Annotated in this window: 21 protein-coding genes; 10 read left to right on the top strand and 11 right to left on the bottom strand. The window is 56.5% G+C overall.

Annotated elements, in window-relative coordinates; all coding sequences use genetic code 11:
- The first annotated feature begins 157 nt into the window (after positions 1–157).
- Both hrpA and EGY08_RS01795 read left to right on the top strand, forming a co-directional pair.
- Positions 158–4003, top strand: coding sequence for an ATP-dependent RNA helicase HrpA (hrpA, locus tag EGY08_RS01800; protein WP_232391414.1), 3846 nt, complete (start codon positions 158–160; stop codon positions 4001–4003).
- A 199-nt stretch (positions 4004–4202) separates the two neighbouring features.
- Positions 4203–5048 (top strand): hypothetical protein, encoded by an 846-nt coding sequence (locus tag EGY08_RS01795; protein ID WP_123828116.1) that lies wholly within the window; start codon positions 4203–4205, stop codon positions 5046–5048.
- Between the two features lie 144 nt (positions 5049–5192).
- On the opposite strand, the gene EGY08_RS01790 is transcribed toward EGY08_RS01795, so the two are convergent.
- The 6 genes from EGY08_RS01790 to EGY08_RS01765 form a co-directional block, all read right to left on the bottom strand.
- A complete protein-coding gene (locus EGY08_RS01790) occupies positions 5193–5852 on the bottom strand; it encodes an O-methyltransferase (RefSeq protein WP_049115430.1) in 660 nt (219 codons plus the stop codon).
- Positions 5853–5867: 15 nt separating this feature from the next.
- Positions 5868–7247, bottom strand: a complete 1380-nt coding sequence (locus EGY08_RS01785) for an efflux transporter outer membrane subunit (protein ID WP_123828115.1) — start codon at positions 7245–7247, stop codon at positions 5868–5870.
- Positions 7244–8329 carry an HlyD family secretion protein gene (locus EGY08_RS01780; RefSeq protein ID WP_004120925.1) on the bottom strand — a complete coding sequence of 362 codons (1086 nt, stop codon included), beginning with the start codon at positions 8327–8329 and terminating at the stop codon, positions 7244–7246. The genes EGY08_RS01785 and EGY08_RS01780 overlap by 4 nt, the downstream gene beginning before the upstream one ends.
- A 19-nt stretch (positions 8330–8348) precedes the next feature.
- Positions 8349–10001 (bottom strand): MFS transporter, encoded by a 1653-nt coding sequence (locus tag EGY08_RS01775; RefSeq protein ID WP_087829463.1) that lies wholly within the window; start codon positions 9999–10001, stop codon positions 8349–8351.
- Positions 10001–10432 (bottom strand): MarR family winged helix-turn-helix transcriptional regulator, encoded by a 432-nt coding sequence (locus tag EGY08_RS01770; protein WP_004120921.1) that lies wholly within the window; start codon positions 10430–10432, stop codon positions 10001–10003. Before EGY08_RS01770 ends, EGY08_RS01775 begins: the two co-directional genes overlap by 1 nt.
- Before the next feature lie 177 nt (positions 10433–10609).
- Entirely contained in the window at positions 10610–11884 is a 1275-nt protein-coding gene (locus EGY08_RS01765; protein WP_004120918.1) for a Glu/Leu/Phe/Val family dehydrogenase, read from the bottom strand.
- 410 nt (positions 11885–12294) lie between these two features.
- Here EGY08_RS01765 and EGY08_RS01755 point away from each other — a divergent pair, with 410 nt between their 5' ends.
- Positions 12295–13086 carry a YdcF family protein gene (locus EGY08_RS01755; protein ID WP_123828114.1) on the top strand — a complete coding sequence of 264 codons (792 nt, stop codon included), beginning with the start codon at positions 12295–12297 and terminating at the stop codon, positions 13084–13086.
- A 276-nt stretch (positions 13087–13362) separates the two neighbouring features.
- A complete protein-coding gene (aldA, locus tag EGY08_RS01750; protein WP_123828113.1) occupies positions 13363–14802 on the top strand; it encodes an aldehyde dehydrogenase in 1440 nt (479 codons plus the stop codon).
- 241 nt (positions 14803–15043) lie between these two features.
- On the opposite strand, the gene gap is transcribed toward aldA, so the two are convergent.
- The gene (gene gap, locus EGY08_RS01745; RefSeq protein ID WP_004120910.1) at positions 15044–16042 is read right to left on the bottom strand and encodes a type I glyceraldehyde-3-phosphate dehydrogenase; all 999 of its coding nucleotides are present in this window, start codon (positions 16040–16042) and stop codon (positions 15044–15046) included.
- A 255-nt stretch (positions 16043–16297) separates the two neighbouring features.
- The gene (locus tag EGY08_RS01740; RefSeq protein ID WP_004120909.1) at positions 16298–16792 is read right to left on the bottom strand and encodes a GNAT family N-acetyltransferase; all 495 of its coding nucleotides are present in this window, start codon (positions 16790–16792) and stop codon (positions 16298–16300) included.
- A gap of 89 nt (positions 16793–16881) precedes the next feature.
- Between EGY08_RS01740 and EGY08_RS01735 the strand changes: the two genes are divergently transcribed.
- Positions 16882–17805: a LysR family transcriptional regulator gene (locus tag EGY08_RS01735; protein ID WP_162626016.1), complete on the top strand. Its 924-nt coding sequence runs from the start codon at positions 16882–16884 to the stop codon at positions 17803–17805.
- A gap of 132 nt (positions 17806–17937) precedes the next feature.
- Positions 17938–18909 carry a sensor domain-containing diguanylate cyclase gene (locus tag EGY08_RS01730; RefSeq protein WP_004120903.1) on the top strand — a complete coding sequence of 324 codons (972 nt, stop codon included), beginning with the start codon at positions 17938–17940 and terminating at the stop codon, positions 18907–18909.
- Positions 18910–18975: 66 nt separating this feature from the next.
- Here the strand turns inward: EGY08_RS01730 and ydfZ are convergent, their stop codons facing one another.
- Entirely contained in the window at positions 18976–19179 is a 204-nt protein-coding gene (gene ydfZ, locus EGY08_RS01725; RefSeq protein ID WP_004120898.1) for a putative selenium delivery protein YdfZ, read from the bottom strand.
- 279 nt (positions 19180–19458) lie between these two features.
- Here ydfZ and EGY08_RS01720 point away from each other — a divergent pair, with 279 nt between their 5' ends.
- Positions 19459–19656 (top strand): hypothetical protein, encoded by a 198-nt coding sequence (locus EGY08_RS01720; RefSeq protein WP_004120895.1) that lies wholly within the window; start codon positions 19459–19461, stop codon positions 19654–19656.
- Between the two features lie 152 nt (positions 19657–19808).
- Here EGY08_RS01720 and EGY08_RS30725 read toward each other — a convergent pair whose 3' ends face one another.
- Both EGY08_RS30725 and EGY08_RS01715 read right to left on the bottom strand, forming a co-directional pair.
- Entirely contained in the window at positions 19809–19973 is a 165-nt protein-coding gene (locus EGY08_RS30725; RefSeq protein WP_004120892.1) for a hypothetical protein, read from the bottom strand.
- Positions 19974–19994: 21 nt separating this feature from the next.
- Positions 19995–20237 carry a DinI-like family protein gene (locus EGY08_RS01715; protein WP_004120890.1) on the bottom strand — a complete coding sequence of 81 codons (243 nt, stop codon included), beginning with the start codon at positions 20235–20237 and terminating at the stop codon, positions 19995–19997.
- A 225-nt stretch (positions 20238–20462) separates the two neighbouring features.
- Here EGY08_RS01715 and cybB point away from each other — a divergent pair, with 225 nt between their 5' ends.
- The 3 genes from cybB (at position 20463) to EGY08_RS01700 (ending at position 22576) form a co-directional block, all read left to right on the top strand.
- Positions 20463–20990, top strand: coding sequence for a cytochrome b561 (gene cybB, locus EGY08_RS01710; protein ID WP_004120888.1), 528 nt, complete (start codon positions 20463–20465; stop codon positions 20988–20990).
- 169 nt (positions 20991–21159) lie between these two features.
- On the top strand, positions 21160–21435 hold the full coding sequence (locus tag EGY08_RS01705; RefSeq protein WP_004101746.1) for a metal/formaldehyde-sensitive transcriptional repressor: 276 nt from the start codon (positions 21160–21162) through the stop codon (positions 21433–21435).
- A 22-nt stretch (positions 21436–21457) separates the two neighbouring features.
- Positions 21458–22576: an S-(hydroxymethyl)glutathione dehydrogenase/class III alcohol dehydrogenase gene (locus EGY08_RS01700; protein ID WP_049115543.1), complete on the top strand. Its 1119-nt coding sequence runs from the start codon at positions 21458–21460 to the stop codon at positions 22574–22576.
- The last annotated feature ends 40 nt before the right edge of the window (positions 22577–22616 follow it).

Below are 22616 nucleotides of genomic sequence, written 5' to 3'. Positions count from 1 at the left end.
ATTCAGTTTTTTTGAACAAGGCACGAATTGCGCGGATGTGGTACTCTAACGCAATACATCAAAAGAGATTTTTCCCGGCAGTGCGCTGCCCGATAACGCTATGACAGAACAACAAAAAATAACCTTCTCTCAGCTCTTTGCACGGCTGGATGGCCTGATGCTGCGCGATAAGTCGCGCTTTGCCCGTCGCCTGCACGGCGTGAAGAAGGTTAAAAATCCTGATGCCCAGCAGGCCATCCTTCAGGAGATGGCGCAAGAAATTGAACAGGCGGCAGGGAGAGTCCTGCTGCGCGAAGCCGCCCGACCGGCTATCGATTATCCGCAGAATCTGCCGGTTAGCCAGAAAAAACAGGAGATTCTCGAAGCCGTGCGCGATCACCAGGTGGTGATTGTGGCGGGGGAAACCGGTTCGGGGAAAACCACCCAGCTGCCAAAAATTTGTATGGAGCTGGGGCGCGGCGTTAAAGGCTTAATTGGCCATACGCAACCGCGTCGTCTGGCCGCGCGTACCGTCGCCAACCGTATCGCCGAAGAGCTGCAAACGGAGCCGGGCGGCTGCATTGGCTATAAAGTCCGCTTTAGCGACCACGTCAGCGATAACACCATGGTTAAGCTGATGACCGACGGTATTCTGCTGGCGGAAATCCAGCAGGATCGGCTGCTGATGCAGTACGACACCATCATTATCGATGAAGCGCACGAACGCAGCCTCAATATCGACTTCCTGCTTGGCTACCTGCGGGAACTGCTGCCCCGTCGCCCGGATTTGAAAATTATAATCACCTCGGCGACCATCGATCCGGAACGCTTCTCGCGCCACTTTAACAACGCGCCGATTATCGAAGTGTCCGGGCGCACCTACCCGGTAGAAGTGCGCTATCGACCCATCGTTGAAGACGCCGACGACACCGAGCGCGATCAGCTGCAGGCGATATTTGACGCCGTTGATGAACTCGGGCGCGAAAGCCCCGGTGATATCCTTATCTTTATGAGCGGCGAGCGTGAAATCCGCGATACCGCCGATGCGCTCAATAAGCTGAATCTGCGCCATACCGAAGTGCTGCCTCTGTATGCGCGGCTTTCCAATAGCGAACAGAACCGTGTGTTCCAGGCCCACAGCGGGCGGCGGATCGTGCTGGCTACCAACGTCGCCGAAACCTCGCTGACCGTGCCGGGCATCAAGTACGTTATTGACCCGGGTACCGCGCGTATCAGCCGCTACAGCTTCCGTACCAAAGTGCAGCGCCTGCCTATTGAGCCGGTTTCCCAGGCGTCGGCTAACCAGCGTAAAGGCCGCTGCGGTCGCGTGTCGGAAGGGATCTGTATTCGTCTCTATTCGGAAGATGACTTCCTGTCGCGCCCGGCATTTACCGACCCGGAGATTCTGCGCACCAACCTGGCATCCGTTATCCTGCAGATGACCGCGCTGGGCCTGGGCGATATCGCCGCGTTTCCGTTTGTTGAAGCGCCGGATAAACGCAATATTCAGGACGGCGTTCGCCTGCTGGAAGAGCTGGGGGCGATTACCACCGACGAACAGCAGACCGCTTATAAGCTGACGCCGATGGGCCGTCAGCTTAGCCAGCTACCGGTGGACCCGCGTCTGGCGCGCATGGTGCTGGAAGCGCAAAAACACGGCTGCGTGCGCGAGGCGATGATTATCACCTCGGCGCTCTCCATTCAGGACCCGCGCGAGCGGCCAATGGACAAGCAGCAGGCCTCTGACGAGAAACATCGCCGTTTCCACGATAAAGAGTCCGACTTCCTGGCGTTCGTCAACCTGTGGAACTACCTGGGCGAGCAGCAAAAAGCGCTCTCCTCGAACCAGTTCCGCCGCCAGTGCCGGGTCGATTTCCTCAACTACCTGCGCGTGCGCGAGTGGCAGGATATCTATACCCAGCTGCGTCAGGTGGTGAAAGAGCTCGGGCTGCCGGTGAACAGCGAGCCGGCGGAGTATCGCGAAATTCACACCGCGCTGCTGACCGGTCTGCTGTCGCATATCGGTATGAAAGACGCCGACAAGCAGGAGTTTACCGGCGCGCGCAACGCTCGCTTCTCCATCTTCCCTGGATCGGGGTTGTTCAAAAAGCCGCCAAAATGGACGATGGTCGCCGAACTGGTGGAAACCAGCCGCCTGTGGGGGCGTATCGCCGCGCGCATTGAGCCGGAGTGGGTCGAGCCGGTGGCGCAGCATTTGATCAAACGCTCGTACAGCGAACCCCACTGGGAGCGCGGGCAGGGCGCGGTGATGGCGACGGAAAAGGTCACCGTTTACGGGCTGCCGATTGTGGCGGCCCGCAAGGTCAACTATAGCCAGATTGATCCGGCGCTGTGCCGCGAGCTATTTATCCGCCATGCGCTGGTGGAGGGCGACTGGCAGACTCGTCACGCCTTCTTCCGTGACAACCTGAAGCTGCGCAACGAGATTGAAGAGCTGGAGCATAAGTCGCGCCGCCGCGATATTCTTGTCGACGACGAAACGCTGTTTGAGTTCTACGACCAGCGTATCAGCCATGACGTCATCTCCGCGCGCCATTTTGACAAGTGGTGGAAACAGGCCAGCCGCGAGACGCCGGATCTGCTCAACTTTGAAAAGAGCATGCTGATTAAGGAAGGCGCGGAGCAGGTCAGTAAGCTCGACTATCCGAACTTCTGGCACCAGGGCAACCTGAAGCTGCGTCTCACCTATCAGTTTGAACCGGGCGCCGACGCTGACGGCGTAACGGTGCATATTCCACTGCCGCTGCTCAACCAAGTGGAAGAAGCCGGATTTGAGTGGCAGATCCCGGGGTTGCGTCGCGAGCTGGTTATCGCCCTGATTAAATCGCTGCCGAAGCCGGTACGGCGTAACTTCGTTCCAGCGCCGAACTACGCGGAGGCGTTTTTAGGCCGCGCGACGCCGCTGGAGCTGCCGCTGCTGGATTCCCTTGAACGTGAGCTGCGGCGGATGACCGGCGTGACTATCGACCGCGAGGCCTGGCAATGGGATCAGGTACCCGATCATCTGAAAATCACTTTCCGGGTGGTGGACGAGAAAAACAAGAAGCTGCAGGAAGGGCGCTCGCTGCAGGATCTGAAAGATGCGCTGAAAGGTAAGGTGCAGGAGACGCTGTCCGCGGTTGCCGATGACGGTATCGAGCAGAGCGGGCTGCATATCTGGAGCTTTGGCCGGCTTCCGGAGAGCTACGAGCAGAAGCGCGGCAACTACAAAGTTAAGGCCTGGCCGGCGCTGGTGGACGAGCGCGACAGCGTGGCGATCAAGCTGTTTGATAACCCGCTGGAGCAGCAGCAGGAGATGTGGCGCGGCCTGCGTCGCCTGCTGCTGCTGAATATCCCGTCGCCGATTAAATACCTGCATGAGAAGCTGCCGAATAAAGCCAAGCTGGGGCTCTATTTCAACCCCTACGGCAAGGTGCTGGATCTGATCGATGACTGTATCTCCTGCGGCGTGGATAAGCTGATCGATGAAGCGGGCGGCCCGGTATGGACCGAAGAGGGCTTTGCCGCGCTGCATGAAAAGGTGCGCGCTGAACTCAACGAGACGGTGGTGGAAATCGCCAAACAGGTTGAGCAGATCCTGACCGCGGTGTTCAATATCAATAAACGCCTGAAAGGCCGCGTGGATATGACCATGGCGCTTGGGCTGTCGGATATCAAATCGCAGATGAGCGGGCTGGTGTATCGCGGTTTCGTCACCGGCAATGGCTTCCGCCGCCTTGGGGATACGCTGCGCTATCTGCAGGCGATTGAAAAGCGGCTTGAGAAAATGGCGATCGATCCGCACCGTGACCGCGCGCAGATGCTCAAGGTGGAGAGCATCCAGCAGGCGTGGCAGCAGTGGTTGAATAAGCTGCCGCCTCAGCGCCGTCAGGATAACGACGTGCAGGAGATCCGCTGGATGATTGAAGAGCTGCGCGTCAGCCTGTTCGCCCAGCAGCTCGGCACGCCGTATCCGATATCCGACAAGCGAGTGCTGCAGGCAATGGACGCGATTGTGGCCTGATACTACGGCAATGGCGTTTTCATTCTCTTTCAGGGAATGGAAACGTCATGCCAAATTATTAAATATCCATTATGCGTTCGTCTTAATATTATTGATCTTAACGACAGCCAGAACGGCTAATGCTGTAGTATAAAACATATAAATTCGGATGAAATAAAGTATTGCTAAAACTAATTATTTAAAGGGATGTAAATATTATATGAATATAAAAATCGTCACGATGATTTCAATTTTAACCGCAGCGTGCTCTTCGGCCTTTGCTAATGAAAAGACCACGACGACTTGTGCAGAAAAACAGTTATTTATCAATAGTTCAAACTATATGATTCTGACAAAAATGCCGCCCATGATGCCGGGCGAGAAGTCTCTTAGCGTGCACTTTTCCGGTAAAGGAAAACTTTATCGTTATGAATCATCCGGCACGATGTCACTTTCTCACTGCGGGCAACTGGAAAGTCGCGCTGAAACGGAAGAGCGTGATATTGGTAATAATAAGACAATGCGAAGCACAACGACTGTCATCCGTGATAAACAAAAGGGCTGGCTGACGGAGATGAGAATCGACGGCTTTTATCCGAATAAGGCCAGCATCGATAGCCGACATTACTATACCGACGAATTGGGCCGAATTGTCCGCGCAGAAGGCCAATATAAAATGGATGACAAACTGCTGGAAACCACGACCTGGGAATATCTTTATGACGATCAAAATCGCCTGATTCGTGAAGTGATAAAGCCCACGGGTTCTCCGGCGGCAATCATCGTCGACTATTACCACGATATCAATGGGCGTTTAGCACATGTTACCGAAGAGTCACGTTCCCGACTCCTGCGCTGGGACGGACAAGGGCGCTGGCTGTCGAGCCTGCTTCTGGGACTGACGGCTGAAAATCGCTCCCGTTTCGAGGAAAAATGCGTAAGGTGGGATGTTGTCGGAAACTGCACGCAGGAGAACAGGTGGGAAGCTGATACAGCTCGCGCGGGGGCCGACAGGGAAATAGAGGTAAATTATCAGATTGAATATCAGCCGAATCATTCTCAATGATTTGTTCTGTAAACAAGGATGTCACTCACTGATGCAAAAGACATGTGCAATCTGATATGTAATCCATTATCAGAATTAACCCATCACCATAGCTAACATGATCCGGATTGTAGCTTCGCGCCGCAATCCGGATTTTCAGACTCATTATTCGTTCACCCACGCGAGGGTGAACCCGTCCCAGCCTTTGCTGCCCACCGTTTGCAGGGCCGTGACCGTCAGCCGCGGGTCGCTGCCCATCATGTCGATAAACGCTCTGACGCCCTGCACCCGGTCGTCCTCGCTATCCGGGTTCGTCACTTCGCCGTCGCGCACCACGTTATCGCCCACAATCACTGTCCCCGGGCGAGAATAGCGCAACGCCCAGCGCAGATAGCCAGGATTATTCGGTTTATCCGCGTCGATAAAAATGAGATCGAACGGCGGGCGATCGCCCAGCTTTTCCAGGCTGGTCAGCGCCGGGCCTTCCAGCACCGCAACGCGATCGTTCACGCCTGCCAGACGGAGGTTCTCGCGCGCGACGGCGGCATGATGCGCGTCGGCCTCCAGGGTGAGCAATTCACCATCGACGGGCAACTCCCTGGCCATCCAGATCGTGCTGTAGCCGCCGAGCGTGCCGATCTCGAGGATGCGTTTGGCGCCCGTCATGCGCACCAGCAGGGCCAGGAACTGCCCCTGATTGGCGGCGACGTCGATCGCCGGAAGCCCGGCGTGCTGATTATTCGCCAGAACCTGGCTGAGGAGCGGATCGGTGGGGATTAACGCTGTCACGAGATAATTATCTACTGCCGACCACTGTTGTTGCATGTCAGATTTCCCGTATTACATCCCTGATGAATCAGACCAGCCGCCTCCCAGCGACCGGTACAAATCAACTTGCGCCAGCAGCAGGTTGTTTTTCACCTGTACCACGCTGAGCTGGGTGGAAAACAGCGTGCGCTGGGCGTCGAGTACATCCAGATAGGATGAGTAGCCGTTGCGATAGCGGTTCTGGGCGATACGTAGCGTCTCCTTAGCAACGTTCTCCTGTTCAAGTAGCTCCGCCAACTGATCGCTGTAGCGATTAATGGCATCGAGGCTGTCGTTCACCTCTTTAAACGCGGCGCGCACCGTTTTTTCATAGCTATACAGCGCCTGATTGCGCTGGGCCATCGATACGTCGACCTGAGCATTCAGCGCCTGGCGGTTGAGCAACGGCGCCAGAATGCTGCCGCCGAGGCTCCATAAGCGTAGCGGATTATCCAGCAGGTCGGGCAGGGTGCGATCCTGCAGGCTGCCGGTGGCGGTAAGGTTGATGGACGGCAGCAGCTGCGCCTGCGATGACGCCAGGGTGGCGTCGGCGGCCACCAGTTGACGCTGGGCCTGAACGATATCCGGTCGGCGGTTGAGCAGGGTTGACGGCAGCTGGGAAGGTAGCGATAGCGGCGAAAGCTGCGCGAACGCGTTGCGCTTAACGGTGCCCGGATTGGCGCCGAGCAAAAGGCTGAGCGCATTTTCCTGCTGGGCGATTTGATGGCGCAGCGGCGGAATTTGCGCGCGCGTGGAGCGCAGTTCGGAGTCCGCCTGCATCAGCTCCAGGCGCGAGGTATAGCCGGTTTCAAACTGGCGTTTCGCCAGGTTGAAAGCGTCTTCGCGTGATTTTAGCGTTTGTTGCGTCACCCGCAGCTGTTCATCCAACGATAGTAGGGTGATGTAACCGACCGCCACCGAAGAGGCGACGGTCAGGTTCGCCGCGGCGGCCGCAGCTTTTTGCGCTTCCAGGCTGGCTTGCGCCGCGCTGGCGGCGCTGCGGTTTGCGCCCCAGAGATCAACATCGTAGCTGGCGGTCAGCGCGCCTTTATACACCGTACTGTGAACGGGCAGCCCGGTAGCCGCCGACTGGGACCGCGCGCGGGTGCCGGTCAACCCGGCGTCGAGCGAGGGAAACAGGCTGCTATCGGCGGCGTAGGCCCGGGCCTGGTACTCGTTGACCCGTTCGCGAGCGAGCAGCACGTCGCTGTTATAGCGCAACGCCTGGTCGACATACTGGTTGAGCGTGCTGTCATGAAAATTGCGCCACCACACGCCCTCAACGGGGCTGGACGGACCGACATCCGCCCGCCAGGCGGCAGGGATCTGTAAACCGGGCGCGGCCTGCTGAACGTCCGCGGACTGGCAACCGACCAGCGCAAGGATAACGGTGAGAGCGAGCGGACGAATCATTGCTGTTTCTCCGCGCGGGTATCAATGGTGACCTGCACCGACATCCCCGGCCGCAGACGCTGGCCGTTCTTCTGCCCCTCATCAATGGCGATGCGTACCGGAATGCGCTGGGCGATTTTCACGAAGTTACCGGTGGCGTTATCCGGGGAAATGGCGCTGAACTCGACGCCGGTCGCCGGAGAGATGCTCTGCACCGTGCCGGTGAATTTCTCGCTGTTCAGCGCATCAACGGTAAAGGTCACCGGTTGCCCGACGCGCACCTGCGCCAGCTGGGTCTCTTTGAGATTCGCGATCAGCCAGTGCTGCGGCGGCACCAGCGAGGTGAGATGCGTCCCAGCGGTCACGTAGGCGCCAAGGCGAACCGAGATTTGCCCGAGCTGACCGTCAGTCGGCGCGATAATCCGGGTGTTTTGCAGGTCGATCTGCGCCAGCTCCAGCGCTGCTTTTGCGCTGGCGACGTCGGCGAGCAGCGAATCGCGGTTAACGATGGTGGATTGCAGGTCCTGGCGTGACATCTCCAGCGTTGCTTTGGCCTGCTCGATATCCGCGGTACCTTGCGCCGCGCTGGCGCGGGCGGAATCACGTTCGCGAATCGATAGCGAGCCGTCAGCGGTCAGCTCCTGAACGCGTTTTAAATCGGCCTGGGTTTTCAGATTCTGCGCGCGGGCGTTCTGCAGCGCCGCTTCGTTACGTGCGATGACCGCCTCGGCGCTTCTGCGCTGTTGCTGATTGTTCTTCAGCGCCGCCTCTTTCATCGCCAGCGTTGCTTGCGCCTGATGGACGCGCTGCTTATAGATGCGCTCGTCAATCTGGAACAGCACGTCGCCGGCTTTCACCTGATTAAAATCCTGAACCTTAACCTCGGTGATATAACCGTTGACCTGCGGGCTGATAAACGTGGTTTGCCCGCGAACGTAGGCGTTATCGGTAAACTGGCTTTCACGGGTAAACGGCGGCAGCTGCCAGGCATAGAGAATAACCAGTACGCCAACGATGCCAATGGCGGCGGCGGTGAAAATCGAGACGATGCGAATATTATTTCGGGTGTTGGCCTGCTGTTTGGCCGCATCCTGCTGACTCATAATGACTCCAGAGTGAATTTTATTTACTTCCCGTTGCGCGTTTCAGCGCGATACGGGCGGTAATACGTAATCTTATTAAGCGCCAGAAAACCCATACCAGCGTGGCGGCTGAAATCGCCGCCGTCAGCAGATAGGTATCATTGTAAGCGAGAATATTGGCCTGCAGCGTGGCGGCGTTTTGCAACAGCATGGTGGCCTGAACATTGAGCAGGGTGCTGTCGCCAATCTGGCTTTGATACATCTGGCTATACTGCTGTATACGCTCGGTAATCAGCGGATTGAGCGTGGTGAGCTGGTCGGCGAGCTGGCTGGAGTGAAACTTCTCCCGCCAGGTCTGGAAAGTACCGAGAATGGCGGAGCCCAGCAGGCCGCCGATATTCTGACTCATGCCGAACAGTACCGAGAAGCTCACCAGGTTGCGCTGGTCGGCAATGACCCCGCCAATCCCCGCCAGCATCGCCGGGGCGAGGAAGAAAGCGCTGCCGAAACCCAGCAGAAACTGACTGAACATCAGCTGCTCCGGGCGGGTCAGGATCGTCGACTGGCTGTCGAGCAGCGATCCAACCATAATTAACGCCAGCGCGGTGGCGGTGGGCCAGTAGAGGCGCTGCGGGTTGAGCGTCAGACAGCTGGCGACAATACCGCAGAGGATCCCGGCGAAAATCGACCACGCCAGGTTGGTCATCTGTTCGTTCTGCAGGCCGACGTACTGCAGCCAGCCGATGACGCCGGTATTCTGCTCCGCCAGCACGATACGGATCAGCAGCATAATCAGCCCGAGACGCAGAATACTGCCGCTGGAGAGCCATTTGATATTGAGCAGCGGGTTGCTGCGGTTATGCTCAAAAGCAATCGCGGAGACAATCAGCACCACAGCGCCCGCCAGCGCCCAGCCGATCCACGACGCTTCGAACCACCAGTCCAGCCGCCCCAGCGACAGCACCGCAGTGACCAGCGCCATCCCTGGCGCCAGCAGAAAGAAGGTGATGAAATCTTTTTTCTCAAATACCTTTTTCCGATCGCTTGGCGGCAGCTTGAGGGCGATCACACAGGCCAGCGACACCAGCGCCAGCCCCAGTTCAAAGAAGTACAGCCCGCGCCACTCGTCGATTTGCAGCAGCTCGGTGGAGAACAGGCGCGCCAGCGGGATCGCCAGCGATGAACCGGTGATGCCGATGGTCAGCGCTTTGAGCCGATGGCGGGCGGGCCAGGCCTGCACCTGATAATAAATCCCCAGCGAGCTTAGCGCCGCGGCCACCATGCCGTGGGCGGCGCGGACCATCAGCGCGGAACTCAGGTCGTTGACGAACAGGTGGAAGAAGGTCACCAGCACGTAGAGTACGAGAAAACCTTCGGTAAAAGCGCGCAGGCCGAACTGCTGGCGGAACTTCACCAGCAGCAGGTTAATGGACACGTTGGTCATTACGTAGACTGCCGGGAGCCAGGCAATCTCCGTCGACCAGGCGGCAAAAGTACCCTGCAACAGCTGTAGATTGGCGGTCACCACCGCATTGCCCAACGCGCCGGTCAGGCATACCAGCAGCCCGACGATCCCGTAGGCAATGCGTTTTGGCGTACTGTGGATCGGGGTCGACGGCGAGCCGAGGATCGCTGGTTTTTCGTGCGGGGCCCAGTCGTGAGGAATATAGGGATTGGCGTGTCGGCGAGGCATTATTTTTTCTCGACCTCGCGCAGCAGCTTCTCCAGTACCTGCTGCGTCTGCTGCTGCTCTTCGGGGGTAATGGCGGTAAGGATCTCCTCCCGCAAATCATCGGCCACCGTTTTCACCTGCTGGTACACTTCAAGGCCTTTGGCGGTGGCAATCAGCAGCCGTTTGCGTTTATCGCGCTCGGTTTTCACCCGCTCGACCAGACCGAGATCGACCAGCCGGTTGAGCAGCGGTACGAGGGTTGCGCTTTCGACGCCCAGCTCCTGGGCCAGCTCGCTTTGCGATAGCGGCTTTTCGTTGCGCGCGATGGCGGAAACGGCGACCCAGCTGGCCTGGCTCATGCCAAGGTCCTTGAGGCGGCGGTTGACCGCCAGGCGCCAGTGGTGGGCGGTCAGATATAAAAGATGGGAAAAGTTAAGCTGTCGGTTATCCATAGATCAGTCTGCAATATCGTTAGAGCTCTAATGATTTTTGCCTGACCAGAACGAGAATTCAAGCCCGTTTGGTAAAAACAGGTTAACGGTATGTGCGTTTAATGTGGAATAAGACTTGCGAAGGGCAAAGGAGGGGGCTGGTCTCAAGCCCGGCATTAACCGGGCTGAGAAGAGGGATTATCCCGGATAAATACCGCGATCTTTACGCGCCATCAGGATCCGCTCACAGGCCACGATATAGGCGGCGGTGCGTAAAGAGCACGCTTTTTCCACCGCTTTTTCGTAAACGTGAACGATCGCATCGGTCATGATACGGTCCATTTTGGCGTTGATCTCTTCTTCGCTCCAGAAGAAGCTGGCCATATCCTGCACCCATTCGAAGTAGCTCACGGTGACGCCGCCGGCGTTACAGATAACGTCCGGCACCACCACGATGCCGCGCTCGGCCAGCACATCATCCGCTTCCGGGTAGGTCGGGCCGTTAGCGCCTTCGAGCACCAGTTTGCAGCTGAGGGTTTCGGCGCGCTCGCGCGTAATCTGGCCTTCCAGCGCCGCCGGGATCAGAATATCCATCGGCGTCGTCCAGAACGCTTCTTTGGCAATTTCGCGGGCGCCAGGGAAACCGGCGATTTGCTTGTTCTCGGCCTGCCATGCGGTCAGCGCGGCCATATCAATACCGCCCTCGTTATATAGGGTGGCGGTGTGGTCCTGAATCACCACAATCCGTGCGCCGACGCCTGCGAACAAGCGGGCCGCTTCGCTACCTACGTTACCAAAACCCTGTAGCGCGACTTTTGCGCCCTCGATTTCGATACCGCTGCGGCGAGCTACTTCGCGACCGGTGACGAATACGCCGCGGCCGGTGGCTTTTTCACGGCCCAGCGAACCGCCCAGGTGAATAGGCTTGCCGGTGACCACGCCGGTGATGGTGGTGCCGTGGTTCATGGAGTAGGTATCCATCATCCAGGCCATCACTTTGCCGTTGGTGCCGACGTCCGGCGCCGGAATGTCTTTTTGCGGCCCGATAATAATGCCGATCTCGCTGGTATAGCGACGGGTCAAACGCTCCAGTTCACCTTCCGACAATGAGAACGGGTCGACGCGGATGCCGCCTTTGGCGCCGCCGTAGGGAATATTAACTGCCGCACACTTGATGGTCATCCAGGCTGAAAGCGCCATAACTTCATTGAGATCAACATCAGGATGGTAGCGCACGCCGCCTTTACCCGGTCCGCGCGAGAGGTTGTGCTGAACGCGGTAACCTTCGAAGTGGCGGATAGTACCGTCGTCCATTTGCACAGGGATATCAACGATTAGCGCGCGTTTCGGATGGCGCAGGGTTTCAATCCAGAAAGCGAGATCGCCGAGGTAGGGCGCGACGCGATCGATTTGGCGCAGGTAGGTGGTCCATGGAGATGTACTACTTTCAGAAGCGTAAGATAACTTTTCCATAAGAGTCCTGTTTCGCAGTGATAATTATTTTGTTAACCGTGGAAAGGTACAGCTATAAACTCTGTAACGAGAATGTTATCACCAATTTAATGGGACGGTATTTGGCAAAAATGCAGAATATGCTGTCGTTGCGGCTGGGATTCAGCTTTTTGTGAATAAAAAAACGTAAAATAACGCTCTTCATGGATGAATATGCATTTTTGTGCATTAAAGCCGTAGTTGTGACCTTTTCTCCCTATTTATTAGATTCTTGACCCTCTTCAAAAAGTGAATAAAACGCTATTCAGATGTGTTGACTTTGTTGCTTAAGAGGCGTGGGTGCGCTATTCGCGCTTTATTACCCAAAGTTCGCGCCAGCGTCTAAGATGGTGGCCGCTAATCTACGGCTGAGAGTGTTAACAGGAGAAAACATGTCAGAACATTTTCCATCGCTACCCGAATCGGTACTGGCCGCGGCGAACCAGCTGGGAGCCTGGCTGGCGCAGGATGATTTGCCCGTTGATCCGCAAATAGAGGTGGTGGTGCTGGCTGGCAACGCAGTGATCCCGACCATCGATTTCGCCTGCCGGCTGGCGGCGCAGCACGCGGTTCCGCTGCTGATCAGCGGCGGTATCGGTCACTCCACTTCGTTTTTATACCAGTCGGTGTTAAACGACCCGCGCTACCGCGCCATCGCGGTAAAGGATCGCGCCGAAGCGCATATCCTGGCCGACATCGCCCATCAGTTCTGGGCAATTCCGCGCCAACACATCGTGGTGGAGGATCGCTCCACCAACTGCGGAGAGAACGCGCGCTTTACCCGGGAAATGCTTGAGGAGAGGGGCATTGCCCATCGTACAGGGGTGGTGATTCAGGATCCGACCATGCAGCGCAGAACGATGGCGACGTTTGCCCGCGTCTGGCAAGACGATCCGCGAGCGCCAACGTGGTACAGCACGCCGGGGTGCGCGCCGGTATTATGTAACGGGAGTGACGGTGTCACTTTTAGCGGGAAAGATGCGGGTTTGTGGCCGGTGGGGCGCTATCTGGCGCTGATCCTCGGCGAACCGCCGCGGCTGGCGGATAACCCGCAGGGCTACGGCCCGTTAGGCAAGGATTTTATCGCCCATGTGGATATTCCGCCGCACATTGCTCAGGCGTGGCAGACGCTGCACGACGACCGTCTGCTCTCCGATGCGCTAAGCGCGCGGCAGCTGGCTTAGGTAGCCATAAGCGCTTTTCATCGCTGTTGGTTCGCGTTTCTTCCTCCTATAGACGCCTGGCATGGTCGCCGGCGTCGGGAAATTTGCCCGTTTGCGTTGGCGGTATCGCAAACGGGCAGCTCGTGTTATTGAATTGTGATTTTTTGCGCGTTAGCTTCATCTGTTTTTATGAAATATCTCACAAAAACAAGCCCTCATGCTGTCTCTTTGCCTTATGGACGATAGTTTTTAACATCTAGTTCACCTGTTAAAAACAATAATCCTTAGGAGCACACCATGACAGCACCCGTTCAACACCCTATGTATATTGACGGCCAGTTTGAACCCGGCCGCGGTGATGCGTGGATTGATGTGATCAACCCGGCGACGGAAGCGCTGCTTTCGCGGATCCCCGACGGCAGCGCGGAAGATGCAAGGCGAGCGATTCTCGCCGCCGAGCGCGCGCAGCCTGGCTGGGAAGCCCTGCCGGCGATTGAGCGCGCGGGATGGTTACGCAAAATCGCCGCCGGTATCCGCCAACGTGCGGAAGAGATCGCCGCGCTTATCGTCGCCGAGGGCGGAAAAATCCAGCAGCTGGCGGCGGTGGAGGTCTCTTTTACCGCTGATTATCTTGATTATATGGCCGAGTGGGCGCGCCGTTATGAAGGTGAAATTGTGCAGAGCGACCGCCCGGGGGAGAACATTCTGGTATTCAAGCGCGCGCTGGGCGTGACGACCGGTATCCTGCCGTGGAATTTTCCGTTCTTCCTGATTGCCCGCAAGCTGGCGCCGGCACTGATTACCGGTAATACCATCGTCATTAAACCGAGTGAATTTACGCCGAATAACGCCATCGTTTTTGCGCAAATCGTCCATGATATTGGTCTGCCGAAAGGGGTCTTTAACCTGGTGCTGGGCCGCGGCGAAACCGTAGGCCAGGAGCTGGCGGGCAATCCGAAAGTAGCGATGGTCAGCATGACCGGCAGCGTCGCTGCAGGCGAGAAGATTATGGCCGCGGCGGCGAAAAACATCACTAAAGTGTGTCTGGAGCTGGGCGGGAAAGCACCTGCTATCGTGATGGATGATGCGGATCTTGAGCTGGCGGTTAAGGCGGTGGTGGATTCTCGGGTCATCAATAGCGGGCAGGTGTGCAACTGCGTCGAGCGCGTATACGTGCAAAAGGGCATTTACGATCGCTTTGTTAATCGCCTTGGCGAAGCGCTGAAGGCGGTACAGTTTGGCGATCCGGCGGCACGCGACGATATCGCGATGGGGCCGTTGATTAACGCCGCCGCGCTGGAGCGCGTTGAGCAGAAGGTGGCAAAAGCGGTTGCCCAGGGCGCGCGCGTCGCCCTTGGCGGTAAAGCGGTGACGGGGAGGGGCTATTTTTATCCGCCAACGCTGCTGCTGGATGTGCGCCAGGAGATGGATATCGTGCATGAAGAGACATTCGGTCCGGTGCTGCCGGTGGTGGGGTTTGATACCCTTGAAGAGGCGCTGGCGATGGCCAACGATAGCGATTATGGGCTGACGTCGTCGATCTATACCCGCGACCTGAACGTCGCGATGAAGGCGATCAAGGGGCTAAAATTTGGCGAAACCTATATTAACCGCGAAAACTTCGAAGCGATGCAGGGTTTCCATGCCGGATGGCGTAAATCGGGCATTGGCGGCGCCGACGGACGTCACGGTCTGAATGAGTATCTGCAAACCCAGGTGGTCTATCTGCAGGCCTGAGTCGGCAGCGTCTCCCGGTGGCGATACTGCGCATCTTTCCGGGCTGTCCAGCCCGCAGATCTCCCCCGGGTCGCGGCTGACGCCTTACCCGGGCTACCTAAACTACCCAAACGCAGGCGCACGTACCCGTAGCCCGGGCAGGCGCTCTGCGCCGCCCGGGGAACAGAGCGCAGGATGGCATCATTTCCCGGAGGCGATGCTGCGCATCTGTCCGGGCTACGCGTGCCGAACCGTCTGCGACTTACTTCGCGAATTTATCCAGCACCCGGATAAGCTGGGTAACGAAGCCATACTCGTTATCGTACCAGGCCACGGTTTTCACCAGTTGCAGATCGCCAACCTCAGCAATCTCCAGCTGCGTGGCATCGTAAATTGAACCGAAATGGCTGCCGATGACGTCCGATGAAACGATCTCTTCTTCGGTATAACCGAATGATTCATTGTTCGCCGCCGCATTTTTCATCGCCTGATTGACTTCTTCGGCGGAGACCTTTTTCTCCAGCACTGACACCAGCTCAGTCACCGACCCTGTTTTGGTCGGTACGCGCTGGGCGTGGCCCTTCAGCTTGCCGCTCAGCGCTGGAATAACCAGCCCAATGGCTTTCGCCGCCCCGGTAGTATGCGGAATGATATTTTCCGCCGCCGCTCGGGAAGCGCGTAGATCTTTGCCGCGCGGGCCGTCAACCAGCGATTGCGTACCGGTATAGGCGTGAATAGTGGTCATGGTCCCCACTTTAATGCCAAATGCGTCATGGAGCACTTTCGCCATCGGCGCCAGGCAGTTGGTGGTGCAGGAGGCCACGGAAATAATTGTATCGTTGGCGTCCAGCGTGTCGTCGTTAACGTTATAGACAATGGTTTTCATATCGCCAGCGGGCGCGGAGATCAGTACTTTTTTCGCGCCGGCGGTCAGATGCGCCTGCGCTTTTTCCGCGGAGGTATAAAAACCCGTACACTCGACAATCAGCTCGGCGCCTACCGCTTTCCACGGAATATGCTGAGCCTCTTTTTCCGCAAAAACGGTAATTTTTTTGCCATCAACGATCAGCGCATCTTCAGTAAAATCTACGCTCCATGGGAAAGGCCCGTAGTTTGAATCATGCTTTAACAGGTAGGCCAGCACTTTAGGTGATGTCAGGTCGTTAATCGCCACGACCTCTAAAGGGCTGTTAACCTCCAGTAACCGGCGCAGCACTAAACGTCCAATACGCCCAAATCCATTAATCCCGAGTTTACTCATGAAGAATCTCCAGGTCAGTTGAACTGTCAGGTAAAAACTTCTCCAGGCTTAGTTCAGCTGCCGGAATAGGGCAACCAACGATTTTTGCGGCGCCGTTAAATGCTGATAAAAACGCGAACGGAAAAGTGAATAAATTCGGTGGGTTGCGGGCGGGGTGTTAGCGGTTAATAATTTTTTGTTTCAGCTTTATACGCCACGGGCATATTGGCAAGGGATTGAAAAGGTGGGCCCAGGAAGGGCCCACCTGGTGGCCGATTATTTGGCGTTCCCGCCCAGTTCAGCAAAAGCGGCAAGCGCGGCGCCGTCAAGGCGATAGCGAACCCACTCACTTTGCGCAACGGCACCAATGCTCAGATAAAAATCAATGGCCGGCTGGTTCCAGTCGAGCACGCTCCACTCCAGGCGACCGCACTCTCTTTTTACCGCCAACTGAGCGATGGTTTTCAGCAGCGCTTTTCCTGCGCCGCGGCCGCGAAACTCGGGAGTGACGTAGAGATCTTCCATATAGATGCCGTTGCGGCCGAGCCAGGTGGAATAGCTGGTAAAGAACACCGCGTAACCGGCGATCTTACTGTCAATCTCGCAGATTAGCGCTTCCGTTTTACTGTCGCTGGCGAAAAGCGATGCCTGGATTTCTTCAACCGTGGTGACCACCTGTTCCGGCGCCTTTTCATACACCGCCAGCTCGTAAATCATGTCATAAATTGCTTTTGCGTCCGCCGGGCTGGCCTGACGAATGGTCATATTCATTGGAGTACCTGTTGTGCCATCGTAAGTTTGATACCGCAAAGCATAAACGTTAAGGTTAGAAGAATTAAGTGCAATGAAATCACGCAATGATGAATATTATGCATCCAGCTCTGCGTCGTCTTGATTTGAATCTGCTCCCGGTATTCGAGGCGGTCTACCGTTATCGTTCGGTACGCCTGGCGGCGGAAGAGCTGGCGATGAGCACCTCGGCGTTAAGCCACGCGCTGTCCAGGCTGCGCGCCGCGCTCAATGACCCGCTTTTCTATCGCGAAGGGCATCGTATGTGCCCCAGCGTGTTCGCCACCCAGCTCGCGCCTTCTATTGCCTCGGCGTTAAAGTTTTTAGATCAGGAGTTGACCCCGCAGCCGAAGTTTGTCGCCTCGGCCAGTACCGACTGCTTACAGATAGCGATCACGGATTTTACCGCGCAGTGCGTTTTCCCGACGCTGATGCCCAGGCTGCAGCAACAGGCGCCAGGCCTGCGTTTCGAGCTGCGCTATCTGCCGCACAGCCCGGCGCTGACGGAACTGCTGGCCGGCGAGGTGGATTTAGCGCTGGGATTTAGCGCCCTGCATGAAGCAGAGCATCCGGAGCTGGATGAGATCTGCTGGCTAAAAGATGATTATGTTGCAATAAGCCACGCCAGCCGGTCCCGGCTAACGCTGGCGGATTACCTGGCAGCCCAGCATCTGGTGGTCACCCCGTGGAATGAAAGCCAGGGGGTTCTCGACGTACAGCTCGCGAAAATGGGGTTTGCGCGGCATATCACCATCAAAACACCCTCTATGCTGAGCGCGCCCTTCATTATTGCGCAAAGTGAACTGCTTATGGCGATACCGCGCTCCGCAGCGGAAAAAATGCTCGGCGCGGCGAAGCTGAAGGTTTTTGAATTACCGTTTGAGGTTCCGCCATTCGAAGTGAAAATCTATTCACATAAGCGGAGCGGGCAGCGCGGCGCGAGCCAGTGGCTGAAAGCGAAGCTGAGGGAGTGGGCTGCTGCAGAACGCGCCTGATGTCTCGTTTGACGAGCCAGCGATATATGCTTAACTCATCAGATAACACATGTGAATCGTTTGTTAACAGCCTGATGCGCGTTTCATTGGTAAGCGCTGCGTCATTTATCCTGATAACGTAAGAGAGAAAAATTGAAATTAGCCGGACTTCATCCAGATGAACTGCGCCGTCTGCAATCGCTGCGGACATCCGGATTATTAAACAGCGGAAAAGAAGAGCGTTTCGATCGCCTGACCAGGCTTGCACGTACGCTCTACGATCTGCCGGTGGCTTCGATTAGCCTCGTGGGGGAAAACACCCTGCACGTAAAATCCTGCGCCGGACTTGATGTGGATACCCTGCCGAGGGATATCACATTCTGCGCGCATACTATCCTGCAAACCGATCCTTTAATCGTCAACGACCTGCAGCAGGACCTGCGCTTTCACGATAACCCGCTGGTCACCGAAGCGCCTTTTATCCGCTTTTATGCCGGATACCCGGTGCAGCTGCCTGACGGCGCGACGGTCGGCGCGTTCTGTCTGATGGATCACAAGCCGCGCGCTTTCTCCGTTCATGAAATACAAATCTTAAGCGACCTGGCCGCCATCGTTGAAGATGAATTCAAGGTGCTGGATGCGGCGACCGCTGACGAGCTGACGGGGCTATTTAACCGCCGGGGCTTTATGTCGTTAGCGGAGTACGCGTTGCTGACCGCCAGACGGCGGAATGAACCAGCGAGCCTCATCTTTATCGATCTCGATCGCTTTAAACTGATTAACGATACCTGGGGTCATGAACAGGGAGATAAAGCCCTGAGGGCGATTGCTGATTTGATGAAGGCCACCTTCAGAGAGTCGGATTTAATTGCCAGGCAGGGTGGCGACGAATTTATCATCCTGCTTGCCAATACCTCGCAGCACGCCGCTGGCCAGGCGATGGAGCAGCTTAGCAAGAACGTCGCGGAGTACAATCAGCAGGCGGGCAATCCGTGGCAGCTGGCGTTCTCATGGGGCTGCGTTGAATACGATCCCGATGCGCATCATAGCCTCAATGAGATTGTTGCGGTGGCGGACCGACGCATGTATCAGGCGAAGAGCAGCCATGGCGCGGAACGTCGGTAGTAAAACTGCCGGGCATCGCCAGCCGATAGCCGGCGTTTGGGCGATGCCGCAGCGGCTGTCGCCTCCTTAGTGGAGGCCAAGGCGGATCAGTTCAACCGGTTCAAACTTCCCTTCAGCCCCTTCAACTTCAACGGTCTTAGTTCGACGCAGCTGGGCTGGGGTTAAATCCGTAGAATGGATAGCGATAATTTTACCGGTTTTGCCCGTCCCATTAATCATCACCTGGCTGCCGTTGGTAATAGGATTGCGGTTACGATCGTATGTGATCATGGTTATTTCTCCTTTTCATCATCGTGTCGTCACGCTCCGGGCTGTCCCGGCGCGGCGGTAATACAAATACGCCTCTCAGACCGTCATTTTGTTGTTTTTGATCAACTTCACACTTTTTAGCGTCCCGCAGCAGGCTAACGCGCCTGAGGCTGGCTTTGCCTGATCCTGCATCCGTATGGCCTCTGAAGTCGCTTTAGCTGGCGCCAAAGCCTGCGGATGCTCGGGTTGCAGTCGCGAGTGCGGCTGCTAAACTTTTTTCGGGCATAACGGAGCGGAACGATGAAGAACAAAGACGAACAAACGGGGCTGATTGGTCTTGCCATCGGCGCGGCGGTGATTGGCCTGGTTTCTGGGCAGAAGCCTATTAACCGGGAAAGTATTGTCGAAGAACTGGTGAGATTGGGAAGACAGAAGGGGGACGGCGTCGAGGACGAGATTTTTAAACAGGCGGCGACGCTGGTGCGTAAGGGGTTATGATCCCGCCGGTAAAAAGAACGCTATATGAAGCCTGGGTATGCGAAATGAAGCCCGGGTATGCGAAAACCCGGGGTTAAACAGGGAGAAAGCGCATCATGAGATAGGCGATCGCAACGCATATCAGCGCCATGTACCAAACAAAACTCATTCTGTTACCCGCCCTGTAGCGCCATGCCCGTCACCGCGTTGACCACGGTCGCGGCCAGCAAAACGCCGCCCACGATAGCGCAGGCACGACTTTTCCTGGTTGTCCCCAATGTCAGCATGACGATCGCTGCGGCGAAGAAGGGGATGGCTATAATGGTGAAGGTATTCATTTTGTCCTCGAATATCGCCCGTTAATCTTCCTGCATCCACATGTCGGCTTCTTCGAACATTTCCTGCACGGCGCGGCTGATCTGTTCTTTCTCGTGCTTGCTGGCGTCGGTATTGATGGAGGCCAGCGTCATCATCGGTTTAACGCGAACGTCGGCATCGGGAAAAATGCGATGCACTCGCTTCGTCAATTCCGTCAGAATGATCTCTTTAGCGCCGGCTAATCCTTCGAAATTTCTCTTGTCATAAATCAGCTCTACGAACATTTTTTATCCCATTGATGGTAATAGCAAACCGTATTGTACTGTGATTATATACAGCGTCAAGGTTGCGGTATACGTTCCTCGTACTACTGCGCCGCAGGTAACCCGCTGCTTTTGCTTTATCTGCGCGAAACCGGCAATTGTTTTTTTATAAGTACGTAAAAGTTAATGAATTTTTAATAAAAGGTGTTTATGTTGGCGATATCACCGTTTTATTAAGGGTTTCTCATGCGCGATAAATACACTGGTCTACAAATAGGTATCCACTGGCTGGTCTTTTTTTTAGTGATTGGCGCTTACGCGGCGATGGAGCTGCGGGGCTTTTTCCCCCGCAGCGAGCGGCCCGTTTTTAATATGATCCACGTCTCCTGCGGGATTTCTATTTTTGTTCTGATGGTGGTGCGTCTGTTGGTGCGCCTCAAATCTCCGGCGCCGCCGATTGTGCCTAAACCGTCACCGATGATGACCGGCTTCGCGCATCTTGGGCATCTGGTTATCTATCTGCTGTTTATCGCGCTGCCGGCCATCGGCATGGTCATGATGTACTACCGCGGCAACCCCTGGTTTGCTTTTGGCCTGACCATGCCGCACGCGGCGGAAAGCAACTTTGAGCTGGTGGATACCCTGAAAGAGTGGCATGAGGTGCTGGCCAATACCGGCTACTTTATTATCGGCCTGCACGCGCTGGCGGCGCTGATGCACCACTATTTGTGGAAAGATAACACGCTGCTGCGGATGATGCCGCGCAGGCGTTAAACCTCGATAAACCCGCTTCGGCGGGTTTTTTTGTCTCTTTCTTCGGGATCCTCAACTTCAGCTAAGCGCAAATTCTCGCCGCTATGCTACGGTTAAAGCGGCGAAGCCATTTGCCTCAAGGCAATAATAAATATAGTATACCCCCCTATATGATATGGAGGGCGAAACCATGCCACATTCACCTGAAGATAAAAAGCGTGCCCTCAGCCGGGTGCGGCGCATTCGTGGCCAGGTTGAAGCGCTTGAGCGGGCGCTTGAATCCGGCGAACCCTGTATGACTATTCTGCAACAAATCGCCTCAATACGCGGCGCCGCTAACGGACTGATGGGGGAGATGGTGGAAATTCACCTACAGGACGAACTGGTCAGCGGCGAAACGACGCCCGATCAGCGCGCCGCCAGAATGGCGGAAGTCGGGCATCTGCTACGATCCTATTTAAAATAAAATCACCACGAGGAAGAGAGATATGAAATCACGTGCAGCCGTCGCGTTTGGCCCGGGCCAGCCGCTTTCAATCGTTGAGATTGACGTCGCGCCGCCGAAAAAAGGCGAAGTGCTGGTCAAGATCACCCATACCGGCGTATGCCACACCGATGCCTTTACCCTCTCAGGCGACGATCCGGAAGGCGTTTTCCCGGCGGTGCTGGGCCATGAAGGCGGCGGGATTGTCGTCGAAGTCGGGGAAGGCGTGACCAGTCTGCAGCCGGGCGACCACGTTATTCCTTTGTATACCGCCGAATGCCGCGAATGTAAGTTCTGTAAATCAGGCAAAACCAACCTCTGCCAGGCGGTCCGCGCCACCCAGGGTAAGGGCCTGATGCCGGACGGCACCACGCGTTTCTCCTACAACGGCGAACCGATTTATCACTATATGGGCACCAGCACCTTCAGCGAATACACCGTGGTGGCCGAAATTTCGCTGGCAAAAGTGAATCCGCAGGCGCCGCTGGATAAAGTATGTCTGCTGGGCTGCGGCGTCACGACCGGTATCGGCGCGGTGCACAATACGGCGAAAGTAAAAGAGGGCGATACCGTCGCCGTCTTCGGCCTCGGCGGGATCGGCCTGGCGGTGATCCAGGGTGCGGTACAGGCGAAAGCCGGGCGCATTCTGGCGGTGGATACCAACCCGGAAAAATTCACCCTCGCGAAAGAGATGGGCGCGACCGACTTTATCAACCCGCATGATTACGATAAGCCGGTTCAGGATGTGATTGTTGAACTCACCGACGGCGGGGTCGACTTTAGCTTCGAGTGTATCGGTAACGTCAACGTGATGCGCGCGGCGCTGGAGTGCTGCCACAAAGGCTGGGGCGAAAGCGTGATTATCGGCGTCGCTGGCGCGGGTCAGGAGATTAAAACCCGTCCATTCCAGCTGGTGACCGGGCGCGTCTGGCGCGGCTCCGCGTTCGGCGGCGTGAAAGGGCGCACGCAGCTGCCGGGAATGGTTGAAGAGGCGATGGCGGGGAAAATTCGTCTCGATCCGTTTATTACCCACCGCATGCCGCTGGATCGCATCAACGAAGCCTTTGACCTGATGCACGAAGGTAAATCCATTCGTACCGTTATTCATTTCGGCGAGAATTGATTTTCAGGTAATAAATAACCCGGGCGTGCCCGGGTTATCG

Source organism: Klebsiella sp. FDAARGOS_511 (assembly GCF_003812845.1).
Lineage (GTDB): Bacteria > Pseudomonadota > Gammaproteobacteria > Enterobacterales > Enterobacteriaceae > Klebsiella > Klebsiella grimontii.
The sequence above is the reverse complement of the archived record's forward strand: the minus strand, read 5'-3'. Positions and strand labels throughout refer to the sequence as shown.